Annotated in this window: 18 protein-coding genes and 1 pseudogene; 4 read left to right on the top strand and 15 right to left on the bottom strand. The window is 37.2% G+C overall.

Features of this window, described 5'->3' with window-relative positions:
- Positions 1–437 precede the first annotated feature (437 nt).
- The gene (locus tag IGL42_RS00150; RefSeq protein ID WP_104842622.1) at positions 438–3053 is read left to right on the top strand and encodes a YfhO family protein; all 2616 of its coding nucleotides are present in this window, start codon (positions 438–440) and stop codon (positions 3051–3053) included.
- Positions 3054–4378: 1325 nt separating this feature from the next.
- Here the strand turns inward: IGL42_RS00150 and mprF are convergent.
- From mprF to IGL42_RS00125, 5 genes are all read right to left on the bottom strand, one after another.
- On the bottom strand, positions 4379–6970 hold the full coding sequence (gene mprF / locus IGL42_RS00145) for a bifunctional lysylphosphatidylglycerol flippase/synthetase MprF (RefSeq protein WP_010710955.1): 2592 nt from the start codon (positions 6968–6970) through the stop codon (positions 4379–4381).
- A 191-nt stretch (positions 6971–7161) separates the two neighbouring features.
- Positions 7162–7542: a RidA family protein gene (locus tag IGL42_RS00140; protein WP_002356039.1), complete on the bottom strand. Its 381-nt coding sequence runs from the start codon at positions 7540–7542 to the stop codon at positions 7162–7164.
- Between the two features lie 99 nt (positions 7543–7641).
- Positions 7642–8856, bottom strand: coding sequence for a MalY/PatB family protein (locus IGL42_RS00135; protein ID WP_025191910.1), 1215 nt, complete (start codon positions 8854–8856; stop codon positions 7642–7644).
- Between the two features lie 14 nt (positions 8857–8870).
- A complete protein-coding gene (gene malX, locus IGL42_RS00130; protein ID WP_002361463.1) occupies positions 8871–10439 on the bottom strand; it encodes a maltose/glucose-specific PTS transporter subunit IIBC in 1569 nt (522 codons plus the stop codon).
- A gap of 148 nt (positions 10440–10587) precedes the next feature.
- Positions 10588–11358, bottom strand: a complete 771-nt coding sequence (locus IGL42_RS00125) for a MurR/RpiR family transcriptional regulator (RefSeq protein ID WP_010710953.1) — start codon at positions 11356–11358, stop codon at positions 10588–10590.
- Between the two features lie 197 nt (positions 11359–11555).
- Between IGL42_RS00125 and IGL42_RS00120 the strand changes: the two genes are divergently transcribed.
- Positions 11556–11759 (top strand): hypothetical protein, encoded by a 204-nt coding sequence (locus IGL42_RS00120; RefSeq protein WP_002381332.1) that lies wholly within the window; start codon positions 11556–11558, stop codon positions 11757–11759.
- 45 nt (positions 11760–11804) lie between these two features.
- Here the strand turns inward: IGL42_RS00120 and IGL42_RS00115 are convergent, their stop codons facing one another.
- The 7 genes from IGL42_RS00115 to IGL42_RS00085 all read right to left on the bottom strand — a co-directional run bounded on the left by IGL42_RS00115 (position 11805) and on the right by IGL42_RS00085 (position 19719).
- The gene (locus tag IGL42_RS00115) at positions 11805–12332 is read right to left on the bottom strand and encodes an HdeD family acid-resistance protein (RefSeq protein ID WP_002356034.1); all 528 of its coding nucleotides are present in this window, start codon (positions 12330–12332) and stop codon (positions 11805–11807) included.
- A gap of 247 nt (positions 12333–12579) precedes the next feature.
- Positions 12580–12957, bottom strand: a complete 378-nt coding sequence (locus tag IGL42_RS00110; protein WP_002356033.1) for a DUF956 family protein — start codon at positions 12955–12957, stop codon at positions 12580–12582.
- A gap of 161 nt (positions 12958–13118) precedes the next feature.
- Positions 13119–14030, bottom strand: a complete 912-nt coding sequence (locus IGL42_RS00105) for a PTS system mannose/fructose/sorbose family transporter subunit IID (RefSeq protein WP_002356032.1) — start codon at positions 14028–14030, stop codon at positions 13119–13121.
- A gap of 22 nt (positions 14031–14052) precedes the next feature.
- Entirely contained in the window at positions 14053–14856 is an 804-nt protein-coding gene (locus IGL42_RS00100; RefSeq protein WP_002356031.1) for a PTS mannose/fructose/sorbose transporter subunit IIC, read from the bottom strand.
- A gap of 34 nt (positions 14857–14890) precedes the next feature.
- On the bottom strand, positions 14891–15883 hold the full coding sequence (locus IGL42_RS00095) for a mannose/fructose/sorbose PTS transporter subunit IIA (protein ID WP_002356030.1): 993 nt from the start codon (positions 15881–15883) through the stop codon (positions 14891–14893).
- A 234-nt stretch (positions 15884–16117) separates the two neighbouring features.
- On the bottom strand, positions 16118–16630 hold the full coding sequence (locus tag IGL42_RS00090) for a mannose/fructose/sorbose PTS transporter subunit IIB (RefSeq protein ID WP_002385473.1): 513 nt from the start codon (positions 16628–16630) through the stop codon (positions 16118–16120).
- A 203-nt stretch (positions 16631–16833) separates the two neighbouring features.
- Entirely contained in the window at positions 16834–19719 is a 2886-nt protein-coding gene (locus IGL42_RS00085) for a sigma 54-interacting transcriptional regulator (protein ID WP_002356028.1), read from the bottom strand.
- A 252-nt stretch (positions 19720–19971) separates the two neighbouring features.
- On the opposite strand from IGL42_RS00085, the gene IGL42_RS00080 reads away from it, so the two are divergent.
- Both IGL42_RS00080 and IGL42_RS00075 read left to right on the top strand, forming a co-directional pair.
- Positions 19972–21603: an ABC-F family ATP-binding cassette domain-containing protein gene (locus IGL42_RS00080; protein WP_002359215.1), complete on the top strand. Its 1632-nt coding sequence runs from the start codon at positions 19972–19974 to the stop codon at positions 21601–21603.
- Positions 21585–21795, top strand: a pseudogene (locus IGL42_RS00075) (hypothetical protein). The gene IGL42_RS00080 and the pseudogene IGL42_RS00075 overlap by 19 nt, the downstream one beginning before the upstream one ends.
- 287 nt (positions 21796–22082) lie before the next feature.
- Here the strand turns inward: IGL42_RS00075 and IGL42_RS00070 are convergent.
- The 3 genes from IGL42_RS00070 to dnaB all read right to left on the bottom strand — a co-directional run bounded on the left by IGL42_RS00070 (position 22083) and on the right by dnaB (position 25975).
- The gene (locus tag IGL42_RS00070) at positions 22083–22952 is read right to left on the bottom strand and encodes a DegV family protein (RefSeq protein ID WP_002359214.1); all 870 of its coding nucleotides are present in this window, start codon (positions 22950–22952) and stop codon (positions 22083–22085) included.
- Positions 22953–23077: 125 nt separating this feature from the next.
- Complete coding sequence (locus IGL42_RS00065) at positions 23078–24370, bottom strand: adenylosuccinate synthase (RefSeq protein ID WP_002359213.1); 1293 nt, start codon at positions 24368–24370, stop codon at positions 23078–23080.
- 237 nt (positions 24371–24607) lie between these two features.
- Positions 24608–25975: a replicative DNA helicase gene (gene dnaB / locus IGL42_RS00060; RefSeq protein WP_002381331.1), complete on the bottom strand. Its 1368-nt coding sequence runs from the start codon at positions 25973–25975 to the stop codon at positions 24608–24610.
- Positions 25976–26079: the final 104 nt, after the last annotated feature.

Genomic DNA, 26079 nt, shown 5'->3' with positions numbered 1-26079 from the left:
ATGCTTATTTGTTCGACATTAAATCTTTGTAAATTCTAGAAAAAAGAAGATGAAAACGTTGTTTTAATAACGTTTTCATCTTCTTTCAACTTTAGGGGCTCCTTTACTTTTAGCAAGCAGCCCTTCTGAACTTGCGTTTATTTTTTTTAGCAACTCGAAAACTTATCCTTGTGGATAAACCGAGATAAAAAGCTTTTTTGTGGTTTTCAACAGAGTTATGCACAAAGTTATCCACAGGGCGTTTTCAGCAATTTTTCGGAGAATATTCGTTGTTTAATCTGGTGATTTAGCATTTGAATGTCAATCCCTTACTACTAATTCTTCTTCACTCCACCTTTAGGATCCTAATAAAATTTTAAAGTTTTTCTTCTATTGGTACATCAAATAAAGAGTATGATAAACTATAGGTACTTTCGAAAAATCAGGTGAGGTTATTTATGAAAAATAAAAGTAGGCAGTTTTTAAAAAACAACTGGCCTTATATGTTAGCCAGTTTCTTCATTCCATTTTTAATTATGGCAATTATCTATTTGAGTATTGGGATTTATCCAGGAAGTAGTCGCAGTGTTTTAGCCAGCGATGCCTTTTCTCAATTTTCAAATTTTCACGCAAGCTTTAACAATGTTCTTCATGGAAAACAAAGTCTTTTCTATACGTGGAATGCTTCTTTGGGACTAAACTACTTGTCCTTAATTTCCTATTATCTTGGTGGCTTATTTACGCCGCTCGTCTTTTTCTTTAACAATCAAAACATGCCTGATGCGCTCTATTTCCTAACGTTGTTGAAAATTGGGAGTGCCGGCTTGAGTTTTTGGTTCTTGGCAAAACAAACCTTTAAGATTCCTAAATGGTCCCATGTGACTTTAAGTGTGTCTTATGCGCTAATGTCCTTCATTGTGGCCCATTCAGAATTAATTATGTGGCTGGATGCCTTTATTTATCTGCCACTCGTAATTTTAGGAATTCATCGTTTAATGGACCAACGAAAACCGACATTATTGTTTGTCAGTTATTTCTTGCTTTTCATTACAAATTATTATTTTGGCTTTATGATTGGGTTGTTTTCCTTCCTGTACTATTTTGCACGAACGTTTACAGACTGGCAACGATATAAATCTCGAATCGTTGCGTATTTTACTACTTCTCTTTTAGCTGGTGGAGCATCCATGATTATGGTCTTACCTGCTGTCTTAGATTTACGAACCAATGGTGAAACTCTTTCTGAAATTACAACCTTTAAAACAGAAGCGACTGCCTTTTTAGATATTATTATGAAAAATATGATTGGCGTTTACGATACAACCAAATATGGGTCTATTCCTTTTATTTACATTGGGTTGTTGCCTTTGATTTTTTGTCTCTTCTATTTCGTTACGAAAGAAATTCCATTGAAAAACAAACTACTTTTTGGCAGTTTGTTTGTCCTATTGATTGCTAGCTTTTACATCACGCCCTTAAATTTATTCTGGCACGGTATGCATGCGCCGAACATGTTTCTTTTCCGCTATAGTTTCCTCTTTTCATTCCTAGTTATTTTGCTTGCTGGTTATGGTTGGGAAAAATTTGAAAAGGATGATCTCGGCGTCTTAAGCGGCTTGATTTTGATTCTTTTAGCAATTTTTGCTCTTGCAATGGGCACAAAAGGTGCTACTAGTTATACGTATGTGACTTTAACCTCTTTCGTATTAACGGCAACTTTTTTACTATTATACTTTTTCGGGATTGCTTTTTATCAATTGAAAAAAGCGCCTATGCAATACTTAGTGATTTTACTATTGCTGCTCGTTTCTGGTGAAGCAATCATTAATACACGGGCGATGGTCACTGGTATTTTAGATGATTGGAACTACGCATCACGCAGCTTGTATTCTGAACCTTATCCTGACTTAAAAAATCTAGTCGATCAAACAAAAAAAGAAAATGATACCTTTTACCGCTTGGAAAATTTAAATGGTGTTTCGGCCAATGACGGCATTAACTATGGCTACAGTGGCATTAGCATGTTTTCTTCCGTACGGAACCGACATTCTTCAACATACCTAAACGCCTTAGGTTTCCGCTCGCGAGGCACGAATTTAAATATTCGTTACCAAAATAATACCTTGTTAATGGATGCTTTGATGGGCATTAAATACAATATTGCTGAAAACAATCCAATGAAATTCGGCTTTGAGCGACAAGCAGCTGCTGGTAAATATCAGCTTTATCGTAACGAAAATGCTTTGCCGTTAGGATTTTTAGCAGACAAAGAGATTTACAATGTCCGGCAACCTCTCAATGATAATTTAGGTAGTCAAACAAATTTACTAAATGCTTTAGCCAATACCAATGAACGGTATTTTACCTTTTATCAACCAACGATGACGCTTCAAAATAACGTGACAATTACGCAAAATACAGCTGGCGTAACTTTTACGGAGAAACAACATAACGTAGCCAAAGAGATTTCTTATACAGTCAATGTGCCCGCCAATACGCAAGCTTATTTGAGTTTATTCCCAACAGATTTTGCTCAATTGGAAAGTTCCACTGCGACGGTCACTGTGAACGGCTCGAGTCAGCAATCACAAATTGGCATTACTGGCCAATATTATAATTTAGGCTACTATCCAAAAGATACAACCGTTAACTTCAAAGTAAATTTTTATGGAACCAAAGCAGTAAGTTTTGTTCAGCCGCAAGTAGTTGGCTTAAATACCAATGCATTTGAAAAAGCCATTTCCGCCGTGCAAGAAAAAGGCGTTGATTTAACAACTGGCAAACGCTCTGCTTCAGGTACCTTTACCGCGGACAAAGATCAAGTACTCGTCACTACAATTCCTTATGACAAAGGTTGGCGTGTCAAAATTGATGGCAAAAAAGTTACCCCAAAAGCCTTTAAAGATGCCTTTCTAAGCGTTCCTGTCAGCGCTGGAACCCATACTATTCAGTTCTCTTATTTACCAGAAGGATTGATTCCTGGCATCGTGTTATTCGTTCTATGTACTGGTGGTTTCGTTGCCTACGTAACCTTGATTCCTGCTAGACGAAACCGTAAAAAAGAAGACAAATAAAAAATCTTTCACAAAAAACTAAGGGTTATTATTAAAATGACTCTTTATCAATAAGGTCTGATGAGTTGTGAAAAACAAAATCTGAGACAGAATGGGATTCATTCTGTCTCAGATTTTTTTGTTATAAATGATTTAGGCAGTTAGAATAGATATTCGTTTATTCTATGAAATATCTATGCTTTTTCAACCTTTTAATTTCAAATTGCTAATTTTATCCAACAAGACAAACATTAATTTGATTTTTTTATGTAATTCCTATGATTTCCATTTAAACTACTAATGACACTATATTAAATAAAAGCAACCATAATTTACCAAAAAACAACAATTTAGTTGCTTTTACATCTTTGGTATTACTGTAAAATAGCAATAAAAAGATTATCACTTCAATAGAAGAAGTACTAATTGATAATGGTAATCTATCAATTGTTACTATTTCAGATATAAAAAGAACAAGAAGATTAACTACGCTTACTGACAATAGCAGACTTATAAATATATCTTGATTATAATTTTTTTTAAACCCAAAAATAAGTAAAACAATTTTCAAAATTATGAACGTAACAAAAAAGATACACAAATTAGCGATTATAACAATAACTATCATAAAAAAATTAAATTCTCCGTTTGAAATATTTAATAGTTTTGACGACTCTTCAATCATTTTTAATAGCTTATTATCTTTTTCTGTAAGAGTAAAAAATAAAAAAATATTTGAAACAAGGTACGGTATAAAAAATGCAAGTATCGACCAGTTCCACTTCTTCGTATTCAATTGGCTCACCTACCTCATCTAAGTTTATAGCAAAATAGTTATATTCTGATTCGTTATGTAAAACTAAAATAATTAAATGCACCTACTGCTTCCAATCGCATTCCTAGTGAGGCATTTTCTACCAAAATGGCTAATTATTTATCATCATTGTAAAACATCTTGATTAATTCTAATTTTGATTTAGTTAACCCTAGTCCATGAATTTGAATAAAACAGCTCGACATTTTTACATTACAGGCCATTATGATAGTGTTCTAAACAATATTCAATTACATACTTAGCCAAATTATTCACTTGAATACTTAACTTCTGGTCTTATAAAATTATGTTCTTTCTGTTTATCGGCCTTACTAATCTCAAGATTTTACGTTAAATATCGACATAACGAGATTCCATATTAAAAGATAAACAACCGCCACTCTAATTAAATTCTAATAATACGCAAACTTAATGTCAACCATTCTTTAATAAAAAAATATATTCTTTGATTAATAATTTGTGATAAATAAAAAAGTTAGACCAAAGTCTAACTTTTTTATTTATATTAGATTTAAATTTCAGTCATTGCTTCTTCCACAAGCGAAACACTTTGATGTCTCCCTTTCGTAATCAACAAGGAAAGTTGCACAAAAGCAAAGAGTACACTGGTCCGCTTAGGATAAGCAAAATAACGTGGTTGCCAACTAGTGACATATTGTTCTTTGCGCTTGCGTGTATCTTGAAACGCATAAATTTGATAACTATACTTGTAAAAAATATTAACAAAGCGTTCTTTTAAGAAAGAGTACTTGCTCTCCCCTACGTTAGCCAACGGCGCCATCCCAATATCAATTAATTGATAGCCCTGCTGTTGATAGGTTTCAATAAAATGAGTGAACAAATATTCTCTAGTAAAAGCAGGTGCTTCTGAACGAATACGTAACAAATCATACGAAATACTTTTGCCTTTTTCCATTTCTTTTCCAGTAATGAAACCGATGACCGTTTGTTTCTGTCTCACCAAGCCCACGCTACTGCATTTCAAGTACTCGGGATCCAACCGTCCACCAATAAAGTAGCGCTCTTTTTGATTCCGTGACCAGTCCGCAGAAACTCGTTCTAACTCTTGATATAAGGCATCACTAATCGTTTCGGGATAAAATTCAAACTGAAAATCCGCTGCTTCTGCTGCTATTTTTTCAGTCACTGTTTCCGTCCAGGCTGTTTGATTCACTGTTGACGGCTCATCAAATTGAATCAAGCCTTCTTCCCCAACTTTCATAAATTCAAAGCCGCAATCGTGAAGATTCATAACATATTCTTCCGAAATACGATAAAAAACTAATTGATAGCCTAACAAATCAGCTTGATCCATAAACGCCAGTGTCGCCGCTGTCCATTTCTCTCGTTGCCCAATTGGATTCGCCAAGACAAAGCATTTATTAAACTTCATTTGAAACCCAAAAAGTACTTGATCTTCGCCTTCTTCTTGGTAATAAAAATGACCATAATCCTTTAAATACAAAAATTGACTGCCTTCGTTGCCACCAAATTTTTCCAAAAAGCGTGTCAACCGCGCTTCCTCAAACCCCTCACCTAAAGTAACAGTTGTTTCGGCTAAATATTGATACAAAAAGAATAAACCAATCAAGGAAATACTTAAACCAATCAATCCGTTAAACCAAACATCATCTGACGGAAACAACAAAAAGTGATTGATAACTTGATTGCCACCAGCTGGTCGTGCGGCGTAATAGCCAGCAACCGCATAACCGATAAACAAGCAGCCAAACAAAATACTATCTACCGTTAAAGCGCCCCATGAATAAACAAACTTTTCACGATAAAATTCTTTACGAGCCAAAATAACCGCCAATAAAATAACGGCATAAACAGCAATTAACTGCCACGAAGTCGTTCGTGCCACCGTATTTACAATACAAAATCCTAGTAAAATAATTGTAGGCCAATAAGCTTTTTTCACTTTCATAGAAATGCCTCGAGCTAAACCTAATAACAAGAATCCTACAAATAAATTCAATGTTTGATCTAAAAAATTAAAAGAAAAGGGAAGTAACACTTGGAATAAACGACTGACATTCGACAAATTCGTCACAGTCGACAATAGAACCATCATAATCCCTGCAAAATATAACGCCGCCACCAAAATAAAATGCGCCACTTTTTGTGAAAATAACCGAGGTAAATTATCAAAAAATTGATTAACTTTCATGCCTGCTTGTTGCAAGAACAAAATAACTCCTGTCATAAAAGGCGTCACATAATAAAACAAACGATAATACAACAACCAGACGACCGCTTGTGATCGATCAATCCCTAATTGTGATAAGCCCAAAATCATTAAGACATCAAACGTTCCCATACCACCAGGAACCATGGTTAACATCCCGATTAACGTAGCGATAACAAACATTGGGTAAACAGAAACCATCGAAACTGGCACCTGCATCAAACGACCTATCATCAAGAAAGCAAACATCCCACCTAGCCATTGACCTAATGAAGCGCCGAATAATAGGAGCACCGCTTTTGGAAAAAATGTTTTAAACAATGTTCGCCGTTTTAAATACGTGAAAAACCAGAGCGCTGGCGCAATCAGACTGCCCAATAATAACCAAAGCCAATATTCACGAAAAACATTTTGGGTTCGAATAAAAAATAAATCAACAAACGCCACAAAAGATAAAATAGATAACCCTGAAATCAAGAACAGAGCAACTTTTGAGACCGTTGCTACAACCTTGCCCCGCGGTACATCTTTTCCGTAAAAATTAATCCGTAGCGTTGCACCAACCACGCCGCCAAAACCCGCTAAGTTATTAATGGTATTAGTGACCCAAGCCGAAGTTAACCAATCCATTCGTTTCATTGGTGGCTTACCTTCTTTTTCCAATAACTTAACGACTACATAGTCATAAAGGAGCATCGGAATAACCCCTAATAGTCCTGCCAAGACCATACCAATTAAACGCCCCGTACTTTGTTGTTCCATCGTGGAAAAAATATCCGCCCAGGTCATGCCTTGAGCGATATGTGTCACTTGGTTAGCCACGAAAACTAATACAGAACCAAGAAAAATTAGTTTCAATAATAAACTGTGTTCTTTCAACCACTGCGTTAGTTGGCTAATATTTTTTTTCATCTTGTAGCCTCTTTCATATCTCTTTTCTATTCATTTAACTTTCGTTTTATCGATTTTCTTCCATGGTAGCCTATTTGCTGAAAATTTTCCAGCACGGCTAGACATTTTGGCTGAATCGTATTGTTTTATTGAAAAAAAGAGTGAGAAAAAAATCTAAGACGATTTTTTTCTCACTCTTTTATCTGTATTTTTTACGCCACTACTTCTGCGATAATCTCAATCTCCACCAACACATCCATCGGTAATTTAGAGATTTCAATCGTTGTGCGTGCAGGATATTCCGCACTAAAATACTCAGCATAGACTTCATTGAATGCCGTGAAATCCGCCATATTTTGTAAATAGCATGTCGTTTTGACTACATGAGCAAAATCACTACCAGCTTCTGTTAAAATCCCTTGAATATTTTTCAGTACTTGATTGGTTTGTTCTTTAATCGTTGTACCAACCACCTTGCCTGTTTCAGGATCCAGTGGAATCTGACCAGAAGTAATCAATAAACCATTCACAATTTTTGCTTGTGAATATGGCCCAATTGCTTGTGGTGCTTGCTTTGTTTTAATTGTTTTCATTTCTTTTCCCCCAGTAAATGACAAGTTGTTACTTTTTGTTATTTTATTTGTTTCTATTTTTCCATTGTACTGCAACCATTTTCGGAATGCTATCTTTTCTCAATTATTCCCAAGCGCTGATGCTGTGCCATCCTTTTGTAAAACAGCTTCAAAACCTTGGCGCATCCTTTCAAGTCCCTCGTGTAGTTTTGCTTGCGAACAGCCAATATTTAACCGTAAAAATCGTTGCCCATTACCGCCATAAATCGAGCCGTCCATAATGGCGACTTTCCCCACAGAAACTAAAGTCTCTTGTAAGCGGGCCACATCTGGAACTGCCGCTGATATATCCAACCACATTAAGTAAGTGGCTTCCAGCTCCGTCACTTTAATTTTTGGCAAATATGTCTGTAAAAAATCTTTCACGTAACGTTGGTTCTCCGCTAAATAATCATTCAACTCGTCAACCCAAGTACCACATTTTTGATAGGCCGTCATGGTTGCTAGCATTCCCAAAATACTTGTTGATGATAAACCATCGGCGTTTTTTAATTTGAGCTGAAAAGCGTCACGTAATTCGTTATCTGGAATTAGGGCGTAAGCAAAAATCAGCCCTGGAAAATTAAAGGTTTTCGTGCCACTGGTAATAATGGCAGATTTTTTATAATCAAATTGCGTAATTGGTCGATGAACTTGGCCTTTATTAACGATATCCATATGAATTTCATCAGAAAGTAAAAACACATCATACTGTTGGCACAATGAAACCATTCGCTCTAATTCCCATTGCTCCCAAACACGTCCTGTTGGATTATGCGGGGAACATAAAAGCAAACAGCGATTTTCTGGTTGCGCTAGTTTTTTTTCTAAATCAATAAAATCAATGCTGTAGCGCTTCTCTTGATAAAGCAGTTCATTCGCCACTACTTGCCGCTTATTTTCCTGAATAACTTTAAAAAATGCATCATAGGCAGGTGTTTGTAAAATAATGCCCTCCCCTTCGTTAGTCAATAATTGAATCAAAGCAGAAATACCATAGATAACGGTCGGGGTATACATAATCCAGTGTTCTTCAATCTTCGTCTGGAATCTTGTCTGGTACCACGTTTGAATTGCTTCTTTTAATTGCGGATGGTTCCACCTCGTGTAGCCAAATACTGGATGTTTCAAACGCTCCTGTAATGTTGCCAGAACTGCCTCTGGCACAGCAAAATCCGTATCGGAAATAGTGAAGGGAAGCAAGTCCGCTTCCCCAAATCGGTCTTCTACAAAATCCCACTGTGTACAATACGTTCCTCGTCGATCAATTGCTTTATCAAACGACACACTCTTCACCTTCTGTCTTTTTTCTAACCTAAAATCATCTCTAATTGATTACGGACCGTTGTCACTTTGGTTCCGATAATCACTTGTACATTCTGCGCATCTAAATGTACAACGCCTAAAGCCCCTAATTGCTTTAATTTGTCATCATCTACTTTATTAGCATCTGCTAACACTAAACGTAAACGCGTAATGCAATTATCAATAGCTTGAATATTCTCTTGCCCACCCAAAGCCGCTAAAATCCCAGGCGCATCATAGCCACCCGTTTTCTTATATTGAACTTCTTGATCGGTATATTCAGTCTCATCTAAGACCTTGTCTCGTCCAGGTGTTTTTAAATCAAAGGTTACAATGACTGTTTTAAAGACGAAATAATAAACAACAAACCAGATAGCGCCGACAATGAGAACCCACCACCATTTTGTATAAGTTCCTTGTAACAAGCCAAAAATAACAAAGTCCAGTAGCCCGCCATCAGTGTTCCCAATCACAACACCTAATAAAGCCATTACCATGAAACCTAGACCAGTCATAATGACATGAAACAGCCATAATAATGGACTAATAAATAAGAATAAAAATTCAATTGGTTCTGTAATGCCAGTGATAGCCGTAGCAATTACACCCGAAAGGAGTAAGCCTTTAATCTTATGTCGATTCGCCGGAGCTGCAGTATGATACATCGCAAGTGCCGCCGCTGGTAAGCCAAAAATAAAGGTCGGCATTTTCCCTTGTGACAAGAAAGCTGTTGCGCTTGGTGAAATCGGTAAATTATTTTGCAATTCTGCATAGAAAATATTTAACGCACCAAACACTTCTTTGCCAGCCACCACCGCTGAACCCCCTGCTTCAGTAAAACGAATCATGGAAACCAAAATATGATGCAACCCAAACGGTAACAGTAGACGTTCCCCTGAACCAAACAGAAAAGGCCCAAAAATACCAGAACGTTGGATAAGTTGGCCAATCGCCATAATCATTAGCGCGAAAAGTGGCCAAACTAACGGAATTACTAAGCCCACGAAGGCCATCACTAATGAAGTAATAATTGGTACAAACCGTGCGCCAGAAAAAAAGGCAAAACTATCTGGTAGTTGCACCGTATAAAATCGATTATGCAACTTATAGACAATAAGCCCAGCGATAATTCCACCAAGAACGCCCATTTCAATCGTTTGAATCCCAAAAACCATTCCTTGGCCGGCTTCCCGCAACTGCTCAGGATCCACGAGGCGATTCGTCTGCACTAAATAGAAATTAATCGCTAAATTCATCACCGTATAGCCTACGAAACCTGAAAACGCAGCAATTCCTTTTTCTTTCCGAACTAACCCCAACGGAATGGCCATTGCAAACATGACAGGTAAATAGGCAAACGCAAAACCACCAATTGTCGACATAAATTGGAAAATAATTTTCACTGCGGGCTTTCCTAAAAACGGGACCGTTTCAATCATTGATTCACTGGAAAAAGAACTTCCTAATCCCAACAAAATCCCCATAAAAGCTAATAAAGCCACTGGCAACATAAACGTTTTACCTAATCCTTGGAAAAACTCCCAGAAAGTCGCTTTCTTTTTCTTTACTGCCATTTCTTAACTCCTCCATTCATTCTTTACAAAACTAAAAATGATTGCGTTTACATTCATTGCCCTCATTATAACTAGCCCAAAACAAAGAAAAAAGAGGCTACACTCTTTCTGTATCCCCTTACATCATTTAGTATGGTGTTGCATAAAATTACCGCGGCTGCTTTGCCTCTGCATACATTAATAAAACCGTATCGAACAAACAAATGACAGCAATTCTTGAACTTAAATCCACGCGCTGATGATAACGTGTCGTCCCTTTGGCAAATAACGTCGTCGTCGACAATTTTTCCAAGGTGCTTCCTTTAGTCGAAATCAAACTAATCATCGGCACTTGCTGTTCCTGCGCTACACGTGCATACGCTAAAATCCCCTTAGTTTCTCCTGTATAACTGACAAAAATGGCTAAATCCTGTCCATCCAGATTCTTAACTGCTGCCGCTTGTTCATCCCAATCAGATCGTGCATAGGCTTTTTTTCCTAAAAATGTTAGCTTTCGTGCAAAATCAGTACAAATAGGAAAACTGCCACCAACACCGAACACTTCAATCGTATTCGCACGCTCAATCATTTTAAGCATTTCCGCGACTTTGGCTTCATCCATTTGTTGAAAACTGTCTTGCACATTGGCGATCAACTGTTGTGTAATGGCTTGAAAACTACGACTATCGCTTTCTGTGCTCTCGCTCTGCACCGATTGGACGATCGCGTATTTTAATTCTTGGAAGCCTCGATAACCTAAGTGTTTTGCTGTTCGAGAAATAGTGGCTGTTGAGACAAACAACGTCTGCGCCACCTCATAAATGGTTTGTGAACTAATTTCCGTCATATGCGTCAAAATATAATCCAGTACTTGATTTTCAATTTTACTTAAATGATTTCGTTTCTTTTCTAACAAAGCGATTAATCCCTCAGTCGACATCCAATCCCTCACTTTAAATCCTTTTTTATAATTATACACCAGAATATTCTGATTATTTCAATAAGAAAGTCCAAAATAACCAACAGCGGCTCCATCATTCGCCAGAGAAAAAAATCAGCCTTCCGATGGAGGTGCTTGTTGCGCTTTCTTGCTATACTCTGTATATAGAAAACAGGAAAAATTTGGAGGTAGTACGTATGAATAATCAACGACCAATGTTTATAAATATTCTTTTAGTGGTCCTTTTATTTTTAGTTGTCGGTTCACTCTTTAGTGCCGTTGTCGGTATCGTGGGAAGCTTATTGTGGCTAGCAGTAAAAATTTTAGTTCCCGTAGCGATTATCGTGTGGCTTGTTCGAACAATTTCGGGAAATAATGGCAACTGCCGCCGTCGTTATTAAAAAAAACAGGTTTTCCTTTTCGGAAAACCTGTTTTTTTACTTCTTTTATCTAAAAGCATATACAATATTGCTAATACCAAACATCATAAAGTAGAAGCCAACTAAGAAGCTTAGAGTTAATGCTGAAGACAATGGATTAAATAATAACATTACACCTAAGATAATCCCTAAAACGTCAACAATTAATGTGAACCAGAAGTAACCTGTGCTTACTCGTTTAGCAAAATCTAAAGTAAATAAGCCGAAAATTGAGTCGAATAAAAACCAAATTGCAAAAACAAATGGTAACACAGCGACACCAATATTTAAGTTAAACAATAAGTAAACACCAATTAGGATATCAATAATCCCTAAGATGATTGGTGCATAAGCTTTGTAGCCTAGCAATTCTTTCATACGATTACGTACAAAAATTTCGAAAATCCCTTTAATAATAGCAAAAATCGCAAAAACCATCACAATGGCAATTAAATTACCGGCAGGATTTTGGAAAGAAATTAATGCAGTCAGAACAAATAGAATTCCTAATACTAATGAACCCCAGTCCATTCCATGATGTTGTCGTTGTTCCATGACACTCACTCCTCTATAAAATAATTTATTACACTTATTATGTTACTACTATTTTACAAGGTGTCAAATATTTTCATCGTGCTTTCTGAAAACCATTTCAATGATAACTCCATTAAAAACAACGTATCACTTGATTGTCTCTTTTTTGGTGCACAATTGTGCCTTTTTTGTATAAATAAGTCCCTCGTTTTCCCACAAAAAAACCGCTACTTTTTCATCTAGTTTATAAAAAAGTAACAGTTATAAATTATTTTTTCTTTTTCCCAATCGAGAGAATCCCTCTTTTTATGACATCAAAGAAACTCAAAGATTGGACCATATGATCTGGGTCAACATATTCACGAATAGCTCGTAACACTCGCTTCGGCTCTTTTGAAGCAAACGTATACGTCCCATTTTTCTTGGTTTGAATCGCATAACGAGGAATCCATTTTCCTTTGAACATTACTGAAGCCAACACGTAATCGACTTCTTCCCACGGAATTTGGATAAACTTACGTGGATCTTTGGCATGGTAAAATTCAAACCCGCGGTCACCTATCATAATTTGTCCATAATCTGTTAATCCTGTAAATGCCGTCGCATCTATAACTAAATCAACTTTTGTGTTTAATGATTGTACCATGTTATCTGCTCCATTTCATTCGACTAATTCCTCTTTATTATACGTTTCTTTCCTGATCGAAACAAACAAAATTACATCTTTGTTTAAAAAAGCGGAAGAAAAGTTTCTCGACTTCTCTTCCGCTTTTTTTGATTAGAAGTAATAAACTTACCTCGTCATTCTTATAATAAGCCGATTAAGTGGCCGACAACGCCGACTACGAATAAACCAAGAATGATAACGATTGGGCTAACTTTTTTCTTCAATAACCACATACATAAGAATGTAAGTAGTAGTGGTGCTAGACCTGGAATCAATTGATCTAGGTTATCTTGTAAAGTAGTAACTTTCGTTGGTGAAAGCGCCAAGCCTTGGTTCACTTGTTCAAAGGCTTTATGCATTCCTTCACCGCCAGCAGGAAGTTTATCCCACTCGATATAAGCACCTTTGTCTAACTTAACTTGTGAGACAATTGGTAAGAACTTAATCGATACCCAACGTTGAACTAATGCGGCCAGTACGAACATCCCTAAAATAGAAGCACCTTTTGTAATATCTTGTAGTAAACCACCTGAAAGGTCATCAGTAATTTTAGAACCTGCTTTGTAACCAAACTCTTGTGTATACCACATGAATGACCAACGAATTAAGTTCCAAGCAACGAAGAATAAGATTGGGCCTAAGATGTTACCACCCATTGCTAAGGAAGCACCTAAAGCGCCTAACATTGGACGAACAGTAAACCAGAAAACTGGGTCACCGACACCGGCTAAAGGACCCATCATCCCAACTTTAACCCCTTGAATCGCTACGTCATCAACTGGTGCGCCATTGGCACGTTCTTCTTCCAAAGCTAATGTTACACCAAGGATTGGTGAGGCAATGTATGGGTGTGTATTAAAGAATTCTAAGTGACGTTTTAACGCCGCTGAACGTTCTTCTTTCGTTTTATATAATTTTTTGATTGCTGGAATCATTGAGAATGCCCAGCCGCCGTTTTGCATACGTTCATAGTTCCAAGAACCTTGGATAAATGTTGAACGCCAAGCTACAGCTAAACGATCTTTTTTAGTTAATTGAATTTTTTCTGCCATTTTCTTTGCTCCTCCTTCAGAATTAGTAGTCGTTTAAAATATCGCCTAATGGGTCGCCAGAGTTGCCTCCGCCATTTGAGTTAGAAGAACCGCCCATTTTAGATAAGTTCAAGTAAATAAGAGCTAAAGCGACACCTAAAGCACCTAATGCGATTAATGTTAATTGAGAAATCGCTGCGACTACGAAACCGATAATGAAGAATGGCCATACTTCTTTTGTTGCCATCATGTTGATTACTAATGCATAACCTACGGCAACGACCATACCACCACCGATAGCCATACCATCAGTTAACCAAGCTGGCATTGATTCTAAGAAATTACGAACAGTGTCAGCAGGTATGAATAGTAACGCACCTGCTGGAATCGCAATACGAATACCTTGTAAACATACAGCGAAAATGTGTAACATTTCAACTTGTTTAATGTTGCCTTTTTCAGCAGCCGCATCCATCATGTGAACGATTGGAACCGCAACTGTCCGAACGATCATTGTTAAGAACAAACCTGCAACCGCTAAAGGAACTGCGATGGCAATCGCTGAAGGAACACCTTTAACACCTTGGCCACCTAAAACTAAAATAATTGCTGAGGCAACAGATGCTAAAGCGGCATCCGGTGCAACGGCAGCCCCGATGTTCGCCCAACCTAACGCGATCATTTGTAAAGTACCACCTAAAACAATTCCGGCTTCTAAATTACCAGTAACTAATCCGATTAATGTACATGCTACTAACGGTTGGTGGAATTGGAACTCATCCAAAATCCCTTCCATACCAGCTAGAAAGGCAACGAGTAAAACTAAAATAATTGATATAACAGACATGATAAGCCTCCTATTTTGATTTGTATTTGGCGAGTTACGCGTTTGCTAACTCATTTTTTGCTTTTTTCAAAATTTCGTCCATATTCGCTTTTGAATCATTTGGCACTTTACGCACATCAAATTTGATGCCTTTGGCTTTTAATTCATCAAACGTATCAACGTCTTCTTGACCCATTGATAATACTTTGCTTACAACGACTTTTCCAACAGAGTGAGCCATTGAACCAACGTTTACTTCTGGGATTTCTACGCCGCCTTCAACCACTTTTAAGACGTCTTCAGGATTTTCAAATAATAATAATGCTTTTGTATTGCCAAAACGTGGATCTTTCGCTACTTCAATCATTTTACTGATTGGAATAACATTGGCTTTTACTCCTGGAGGAGCTGCTTGTTCGATTAATTTCTTACGTAAGTCATCTTTTGCAACGGCATCAGAAACAACAATAATTCTGTTTGGTTGTGTTGCTTTTGTCCAAGCTGTTGCTACTTGACCATGTAATAAACGTGAATCAATACGTGCTAGCACAAATTTAATTTTGCCATCGCCAACAACTGTACCTGGTGGTAACGAACCTTTTGGCTGTGCATCTTCTGTCGCAGCAGCTTTTGGTGCTTCTGCTGGTTGTAACTCTTCTGGTTTAACTTTGACACCATCTTTTGCTGTTTCAAGAATATGTGTCGCAATTTCTTGTGCTGATTCCATAGAGAAACGAGAAGCATATGCTTCAATAACCATTGGTAAATTCATACCTGCAACGATTGCCCATTTGTCTTTATGATCTTCTAACAATGAGTTCGCTTGGTTAAATGGTGTTCCTCCCCATAGGTCAACTAAAAATAGTACTTCGTCTTGATTGTCAAACGATGCAATGGCTTCTTGCATTTTTGCTTTTACATCATCGGGACCTTCGCTAGGCATTAACGTAACTGCTTTTACATTTTCTTGTTCGCCAAAGATCATTGCACCAGATTGCAAGATCCCTTCAGCAAATTCACCGTGACTTGCTAGGATAATTCCTACCATTTTTATACCTCCTGTATAATTGATGTTTTTTTTCATGGTTGTACTGCTAAACGCTTTCACTTTTTGAAAAAAATCAGATAAATCAGATTCTGACAAAAATAAATGAAAAAATTTCAATAGTTCTTGATTTTTTTCAACATCAGCACTTGCCTTTATCAATACAGTTCATGAAGCAATGATGTTGGTCCTAGGCCACCACATCCTTTCAATGTCTTTCGTCTGTAAAAATTAACGTCAGCTGGCGTTATTTTCTTTGCTACGCTCTTTTTTCAGTAAATCCATCAAATTCACTTGGCTGTCTGCTGCGACTTTTCGAATTTCCAATTCAATACCTTGTTCATTTAAAAACAGAAATGCTTTTAAATCGTTGGCATCCACTGCGACTGCATTCGTAATCATTCGCTTGCCTGTGCTGAAACTCATTCCGCCAATATTCACAGAAGTTAGTTGTACACCGCCTTCGACCACTCGTTTCACGTCCAAAGGATTAGTGAATAACAACATGGCTCGAAACGAATCAAAACGAGGATCAGGGTAAACATCAATCATTTTTTGAACAGTGATGACATTTACTTTGACACCAGGTGGAGCAGCTTGAACCAACAAGGCTTTTCTCAAATTGTCATGAGCAACGGAATCACTAACCACTAAAATGCGATTAATGTTCGTCAATTTTGCCCAAACAGTTGCTACTTGGCCATGAATTAATCGATCATCAATTCGAGCTAAACGAATATCCATTACCATCGGGAATGCTCCTTTAAATTCATTTTTAAAGGTTAGGACCTTTGTCTTTTTACTTAAAAATTTTAGGTAAAAAGGGACACCTTATTATAAGCAAGTTTCGTGCCAACTTTAGTGTATCGGTTCGAAACCTAGAAAATTATAGGTTTTTTTAAGAAAATAAAAAAAAACGATACACTAATAAATAGTGTATCGTTTTTTCTGTATTAATCTAGTGTATCAATTTCGGTGATTTTATCTTCGATACACTGAGCATTTTTGACTAACTGTGCGATAAAATAAACTTCTTCTGCTGGAACATCCATATTAAGAGCTTCTTCCATAGTCTCAATTGAGGCCACAATCACTGGATAAATTGGTTCTTGAACCAATCGACCAAGTTCCTTTTCTGAAACCGTCAGTGTATCATTCCGTAAAATACGCTCCAACATGCCCGATGTGTGCATAATCAAATTGATGTAAAATGTGTACTCTTCTGGCATCGCTAATTGGGTTTGGATATTTTTAGCGAATGACCACAACAGATCAATGATTTTTTTTCCATTAATGAAAGTGAAACTTTGCTCCATATATTTTAGACAAATTTCTTTTGCTGCCGCTTCGTCCAACGGCTTATTCATTACTTCTTCTTTCCGCTCTGCTAGTAATTGCTGAATAATTTTTTCTGCTTCACCGGAAAAGAAATTTTCCATGGAAATATAAGGAACTCCAATTTTGGGATTGGTAATCCCAGTTGTCGCAATAATTTCATAGTCTTCTTGAATTTTAGGCAAGACTTCTTTCATATTTACAATGGACAAAGGAATCACTTCTAAATGCCAGTCTATTTGTGGCAAGACAGCTTCCTCAATAAGCTCTTTCATTCGGCGCGCAGTTCCTTCTCCAGAAGCGCAGATAGCAATAATTGCTCTTGTTTTCCAATTTTCAATGATTTGTTTCGTTTCACTTTGGCGAATATCGGCATAGCCATGAAAGTTTTTTAAAGACTCGTGAAGTGTTTCCAATTGCGTATCAATTAATGCGGTTTTGCGGGCCGCTTCAAGAACAATTGGCGTGGTCACCATGTCTACTGTCCGCACATCAATGCCTGTCTGGCGTACAATTTCTTCTGAAAACGTACTTAATGAACCCATATCCACCAATAATAGTACGCCATTCTCTTCATTCACTTCACCAACTGCTTCAACGATTTTACGCAAAGCTTCTTTCGGTGGCATATCTAAAGGCATATCCACAGCCTTCAAATTATCAACATTTAACAATTGAGAAACCACTTGTACCATACTGCTAGCGGTACTATTTCCGTGCGCAGCCACGACAATGCCAATCCGGCCAGCCTCAGGATTTTCTCTTAAAGAAATGAGCAAAACAGCTAAATAGTAACTTTCAGATTCAGGAATCTCCATCTGATAACTACTTTCAATAATATTTTTAATTTCTTTTGCTGTTTCAAACTCTGTTGGATAATCTAAAACCATATTTCGAATACTTTCATTTAAAGGATGCTTAGGATCTTTACCTAATTGGATGCGTTTCAAGAAAGAACTAATGTGTAAACTCATTGCATAAATAAAATTGGGTTGAAACGAATACGATAACCGCTTCGCTGCAAAATTATAAATTTTCTTAGTGACATCAATAATTCGTTGGTCAACAATTTCAGCCAATTTATTTTCTGTATCAAAGGTGAATCCATAATCTTTGTAGAAAGATTTTAAATGAACATTGATATCCGTTGTAATAAAATTATTAATTAGTTCTTGGTCCAAGCCGTCTGCTTTTAAGAGAGCCGCTTTATCTCCAATAATCTCATATAGATTGTAAGGCAATTCATAGGCATCTGACTGAATAGCTACTAAAGATTCATTTGGTGATACCACTAATTGCGGTTCCAGATATTTCGATAACTCCGACAACACTTCTCGATTACTGGCAAGTTGCATAATGCCTTCTTTGATATTGTCCGTTAATTCGTCCATCGTAATCATTAATTCCTCTTGTTCCATCTGATTAAGGAACCCTCGCGCAGTCACAAGTTGCACATTCGATTTTAGCTGACCGACATTTCCATAAGAAACACTTCCAATTAACGCTTTGACCACATCTTCTGACAAAGAGATTCGCCGTTGAATCCGCGCTGCTTCCATTGAAACCATCACTTTTAGGAGGTCAATTTTTTCTTTCGCAGGACGGTCACTAAAGTTCGGTAATTGAATGATAATCGGAATGCGTCGCACAAAAGTATTCAATAAAGAAGAAGTAGGATTCTCCGTCGTAGCACAAATAATCCGAACATCCGCATGATGTGATTTCACTGTTTCACCTAAACGCGCGTACACGCCGTGATCCATAAAATAAAAAATCATTTCTTGTCCTTCGGGTGGTAACCGATGTACTTCATCTAAAAACAGAATGCTGCCATCTGCTTCATCAATAATCCCTTCTTTCGCTTTCGTAGCGCCTGTGAAGGCCCCTTCTACATACCCAAATAAATGCGACATCAAAAGTTCTGGATTATGCGCATAGTCTGCACAGTTAAACACCACAAACTCTTTTTCTTTGGCCACAATTTGGTTCAGCTTCGCAAATTGAAACATGGCATGAGCAAAATAAGTTTTCCCAGAACCTGTTGGTCCAGTAATTAAACAATTCAAGCCTTTTGGCGGATATAAAATCGCTGCTTTGGCTTGTTCCACCGGCGTTTTCATGCTTCCAGCTGAACCGATAATTTTTTTGAAAATATCTTCAACTTCTGGGGTTTTACTTGTCGTGACTACTGGTTCAACCAATGGTTCGATAAAAGTTTTTGTGGAGTGATCCATTGATTTTTCCCGATAACTTTTAACTGGCTTGGTTAATGGTCGATGCTGAAACGCCACCTGCGCGACATATTTTACTGGTCGACCAGATAATTTTTTCAAGCGCCCTTCACGAACCAGTTGATTCAAATCTTTACTAGCATTGGTCCGCTGAATGTTTAAACGTTCTGAAATTTCTTGTGTCGTGACTCCCGCATCACTTGTTAAGGTCATTGGCGTTAAATTCTTCGTTTGCTCTTTAACATATTGATAGATTTTTTCAATCCGCTTCATTTTTGATGGCTCCTTTAATCGATACACTAATTAATTTACATGATACAGTGTATCATTAAAAAAATACACTAAAAACCCTTTCATGAAAAAAATTTCTGTTTCACATGAAACATTTTAAAAAAGCGCCTTTTTTCTATAAAAAACCCACCTTTTTATTCGTTTCTGTAAAAAGATTGAAACTCCTTGAAAAAAGGTTCTGTAGCCGATATAATGCAGAGAGGTTCAAGAATATATTAAAAGCGAGGAAAACAATTGATTACTGTTAATGATGTAAGTTTACAATTTCCAGATCGTAAACTTTTTGAAGAAGTGAATATTAAATTTACTCCTGGCAACTGTTACGGCTTAATCGGCGCAAACGGTGCAGGAAAATCAACGTTTCTTAAAATTTTATCAGGTGAGATTCAACCGACAACTGGCGTAGTTTCAATGGGTCCTAATGAGCGACTAGCAACGCTGAAACAAAATCACTTTGACTACGAAGACTACACTGTTTTAGAAACTGTAATTATGGGACATAAACGTCTTTACGAAGTAATGAAAGAAAAAGATGCTATCTATATGAAAGAAGATTTTTCAGATGAAGATGGGATTCGTGCCGCAGAACTAGAAGGCGAATTTGCTGAACTTGACGGTTGGGAAGCAGAACCTGAGGCAGCTGTTTTACTCCAAGGGCTAAACATTCCAGAAGAATTACATGATCAAAAAATGAGCGAATTAACAGCTGGTCAAAAAGTCAAAGTATTATTAGCTCAATCTCTTTTTGGCAAACCAGATGTCTTACTATTAGACGAGCCGACAAATGGTTTAGACACCCGCTCAATCAATTGGTTAGAAGAATTTTTAATCAACTTTGAAAATACCGTTATCGTGGTTTCCCATGACCGTCATTTCCTAAACAAAGTCTGCACTCACATGGCAGATTTAGACTTTAGTAAAATCAAACTTTACGTTGGTAACTATGATTTCTGGTTGGAATCAAGCCAACTAGCGACAAAATTGCAAGCACAATCTAATGCCAAAAAAGAAGAACAAATCAAAGAATTACAAGACTTTATCGCTCGTTTTAGCGCCAATGCCTCAAAATCAAAACAAGCAACGTCTCGTAAAAAAATGTTAGATAAAATTACCTTAGATGACATTCAACCTTCCTCTCGTCGTTATCCATTCGTTGGCTTTACACCAGAACGTGAAATCGGCAATGACTTATTACAAGTTGAAAATGTCTCTGTAACGATTGATGGCAAAAAAATCTTAGATAATATCTCGTTCAACTTAACAAAAGATGATAAAGTGGCATTCATCGCTGACTCAGATATTACAACGACTACGTTATTCAAAGTGATTATGGGCGAAATTACTCCCGATACAGGTTCTGTTCGTTGGGGCGTTACAACTAGCCAAGCTTATTTACCAAAAGACAACAGCAAAGACTTTGAAGAGCCATTAACCATTTTAGATTGGTTACGTCAATTTGCTGGTAAAGAAGAAGATGACAATACGTTCTTACGTAGTTTCTTAGGTCGGATGTTATTCTCTGGTGAAGAGGTACTAAAACCAGTCAATGTTCTTTCCGGAGGCGAAAAAGTGCGTGTCATGCTTTCAAAATTAATGCTTTCTAAAGCCAATGTCTTGGTTTTAGATGATCCAACGAACCACTTAGACTTAGAATCAATCACTGCATTAAATGATGGGTTGATGGCTTTCACTGGTTCAATTCTTTTTGCTTCACATGACCACCAATTTATCCAAACATTAGCGAACCGAATTATTGCTGTTTCTGATAAAGGGGTCATTGATCGAGCAGAAACAACCTATGATGAATTCTTGGAAAACCCAGAAATTCAAAAACAAATGGACGTTTTATTCAGTTCAGATTATTAAAAAATGAGGTCGGGACAGAAGCGTTTAACTCCGAGAACCAAGTAGGTACTGTTCAACACTCTCAAAGGCTCAAATACATCGAGTAATCGCAGATGTCATCTATTTACTTTGCAAATAGTGTTTCTCAGCAATAAGAAGGAATTTCCGAAAATTGTCATAAAACACAACGAGGAACGAGTTGATGTTGCATGATACCTACCCGGTGTTCTATAATTTTTGGAGACCAAGTAGGTATTGTTCATCATCGAATCACTACGTTCTTCGTGATTCTCAACAATTTCGGCTTATTTCCGAAGGACCTTCAACTCTTAGAGCTTTAGCTCTTTTGAAGGCTGTACTGTGACGAGACGCATGTCGAGAAAACACCTTAGAAGTTGTTGAGATCGGAGCAACGCGTAGTGTTGCTTCTGTTCCCGCCGTTTATCAATTTTTAAGCCTGGGACAAAAATCCAAAGTGATTTTTGTCCCAGGCTCATTTTTTATTTTCTTTTTTCACCAAAAGAAAACACAGCAATACAACCTATTCCAGTATGACTAGTAATGGTGGGGCCTAGAGGATAAATCAGTATCTCATTAACCTCTATTTCTTTTTCAATTAATTCTTTGACTTTTTCCGCGTCATCTTTCGTTCCCGCATATGCAATCAACAGTGTTTGTTTCATTGGCTCTACAATGCCTTGAATCGTTTCTTGCGCAATCTTTTGCAAGGACTTGTTTCGTCCACGAGTTTTACCAACGGATGCTAGTTTGCCTGCCGCATCCACGCGAATAATTGGTTTAATGTTCATTAAGCCACCAAGTGCTGCCGCTGTTTTAGAAATCCGTCCGCCACGTTCTAAATGTTTTAAATCATCTACCGTTACCCACGAGTGAAGTTTCATTTTTTGCTCTTCAAGATAGGCAACAACTTCTCCTAATGAATGACCATCTGTTTGTAATCGAATGGCTTCTCGGACTAACATCCCTTGACCTAAGCTAGCTGCTTTTGTATCAATAATATGAATTTCTACATTATCGTACTCTTCTTTTAACATCTCTACTGATTGCAACGCACTTTGATAAGAGCCACTTAACCCAGATGAAAAAGCTAAATAAATCACCGGTAACCCTTGCTCCACAAAAGGACGGAAAAATTCATTGTAGCGTCCTACATTAACTTGAGAGGTAGTGGGCATACTTCCATTTTTAATAGCCGTTAAGAAGTTCTGATAATCAAACGTTTCGCCTAAATCATCGCGATATTCTTTCCCGTCAATTTGAATATTCATGCTAATAAAAGGTACTTGGTTTTCTTTTAAGTATGTATACGGCAAGTCACAACAAGAATCTGTCACTAATTGATAATTCACGGACAATTGCCCCCTTCATGTTTTCTTTTATTTTACCATAGTTTTTAATTTTTATATAAAAATTAAAAAAGAACGTAAAGGCTGAACTGGCATAAGCCATCCTTTACGTTCCCTTAAAAATCTGCTTAAATTTGTGCCCAAACGCTTTCTAAAACGTTCGTTTGGTTACGGTCTGGACCTACAGAGAATGTTGAAATGCGCACACCAACTAATTCTGAAATCCGATGCACATAGTTACGAGCATTAGCTGGTAAATCGGCTAAAGTTTTGCAACCAGTGATATCTTCAGACCAACCTGGTAATTCTTCATAAACTGGTTTACAGCGGCTTAATTCTTTCAAGCTTGCTGGATAATGATAAATTAATTCACCATCAAGTTCATAAGCTGTACAAATTTTCACCGTTTCTAAACCACTTAACACGTCAATCGAGTTTAATGACAAGTTTGTAATCCCTGATACACGTTTTGAATGACGCATGACTACTGAATCAAACCAACCGACACGACGCGGACGTCCTGTTGTTGTTCCGTATTCTTTACCGACACGACGAATGGTTTCTCCTGTTTCATCAAATAATTCTGTTGGGAATGGGCCGTCACCGACACGTGAAGTGTACGCTTTGCAGACACCAACCACTTTATTAATTTTTGATGGACCAACGCCACTACCGATAGTTACGCCACCAGCTACTGGATTAGAGGAAGTAACAAATGGATAGGTTCCTTGATCGATATCCAACATGACACCTTGTGCCCCTTCAAATAAAACCCGTTTTCCAGCATCTAATGCATCGTTTAAAATAACCGAAGTATCTGTAACATATTGTTTAATTTGTTGTCCGTATTCATAGTATTCTTCAAAAATATCATCAAATTCAATGGCTTCGCTATCAAACATTTTAACGAATTGACGATTTTTTTCTTCTAAGTTAATTTGCAAACGTTCCGCAAAAATTTCTTTATCCAATAAATCAGCGATACGGATTCCCACCCGTGCTGCTTTATCCATGTAGGCTGGGCCAATTCCTTTAATCGTTGTCCCAATCTTGTTTTCACCTTTCGCATCTTCTTGCAATTGATCCAATTTAATATGATACGGCAAGATGACATGGGCACGATCTGAAATACGTAAATTATCAGTGGCAACATTATTTTCTTTTAAATAAGCTAATTCTTTTACTAAAGATTTTGGATTCACAACTACGCCGTTACCAATTACACTAATTTTTTCTTTATAGAAAATCCCTGAAGGAATTAAATGTAATTTATACGTTACGCCGTCGAATTTAATGGTATGTCCGGCGTTATCTCCGCCTTGGTAACGAGCGATCACTTCTGCGTTTTCACTTAGAAAGTCTGTAATTTTTCCTTTACCTTCGTCGCCCCATTGCGTTCCAACAACTACTACTGATGACATTCGAACACCTCGTTCATAATTTTTTTGTCCTGAATCATTGTACCAGTAAAACCAGTCCCTTTCAAGGGTAAAAATCGAATATTCTTTCACAATCAAAAGCGTTTCTGTCAAAAATACGAACATTTTTAGTTATGTTTTTGTAAAATAATAAAATATACGAATATTGTTCGTGTTTTACTCTCTGATTTTAATCCCTTAATAAGCAAAAAAACGAACTCAAAAAATGAGTTCGTTTTTTTAAAATTCTGTCCTCGGCGAAAGCGAAGAAAATTTATTATATTCTTTAATGAAAAGTAATTCGACCGTTCCACGCGCACCACTACGGTTTTTCTCAATGATAACTTCTACAACATTGTCCACTTCTGGTGGCTCATGATCGCCGTCTTCTCCTTCACCACGATCGTAGTAATCATCACGATAAAGAAAGGCAACGATATCGGCATCTTGCTCAATGGAACCTGATTCACGAATATCACTTAACACAGGACGTTTATCTTGACGTTGTTCCACGCCACGAGAAAGCTGTGACAAAGCGATAACTGGGACTTTTAATTCTTTCGCTAATTTTTTTAATTGACGTGAAATATCAGAAACCTCCTGTTGGCGGTTCTCTTTTCCAGTTCCTTCAATCAATTGTAGGTAGTCGATCAAAATTAGACCTAAGTTGCCTTTTTCTTGTGCTAATTTACGACATTTCGCACGAATTTCGGTAATTTTAATCCCTGGTGTGTCATCAATATAGATATTCGCACGGGACAAACTACCCATCGCAATAATTAAGTTTTGCCATTCTTCTTCAGATAATTGCCCTGTTCTTAAATGGCTGGCCTCAATGGATCCTTCTGCACAAAGCATCCGGTTCACTAATGATTCTGCCCCCATTTCTAAACTAAAAATAGCGACAGCTTTATCTGTTTTGGTGCCGACATTTTGGGCAATATTTAATGCAAAAGCGGTTTTCCCTACCGCTGGACGGGCCGCTAGAATAATTAGCTCTTCCGCTTGCAAGCCAGCAGTCATTTTATCCAATGCTTGATAGCCTGTAGGTAAACCAGTAATCTCTTCATCATTTTGGTATAATTGGTCAATATTCGCAATAGTTGTATTTAGAACATCTGAAATTGATAAAAAGCCACTGCGATTCCGCTTTTCGGAGACTTCTAAAATGCTTCGTTCTGCATCATCCAAAATAGATTCAACATCTTCACCTTGCTCAAAGCCTTTAGTTACAATCTCTGTAGCGGTTTGGATTAAGTTGCGCAGCAACGATTTTTGTTCAACAATTTTTGCATAATAAATGACATTGGCAGCTGTCGGTACAGCTAAAGCTAAATCTGACAGATAACTTAGTCCGCCAACATCTTCTAACAAATTCTCTTGTTCTAGGCGATCTTTGATTGTTACCACATCAATTGCTTCATTTCGGTCGCTTAAGGTCATCATCGTTTGGAAAATCAACTGATGACTACGACGATAGAAATCTTTAGGTTCCACATATTCCATCGCTTCTATTAGCACATCTGCATCTAAGAAAATAGAACCTAAAACGGCTTGTTCCGCTTCAATATTTTGTGGCGGTACCCTATCTTGCAATAATTCATTCATTTTGTTCTCTCCCACGATGTCTTACTTTCTGGTTCATTTAGTCTATCCATTTTAACACAATTTCATTAAAAAAAGTACATTTTTTCTCTGCTGATTTCTCTATT

Source organism: Enterococcus sp. DIV0712, from assembly GCF_050554855.1.
GTDB classification, from domain to species: Bacteria; Bacillota; Bacilli; order Lactobacillales; family Enterococcaceae; genus Enterococcus; species Enterococcus faecalis.
Note: the sequence above shows the minus strand (reverse complement) of the source record. Positions and strands in the feature narration are given on the sequence as shown.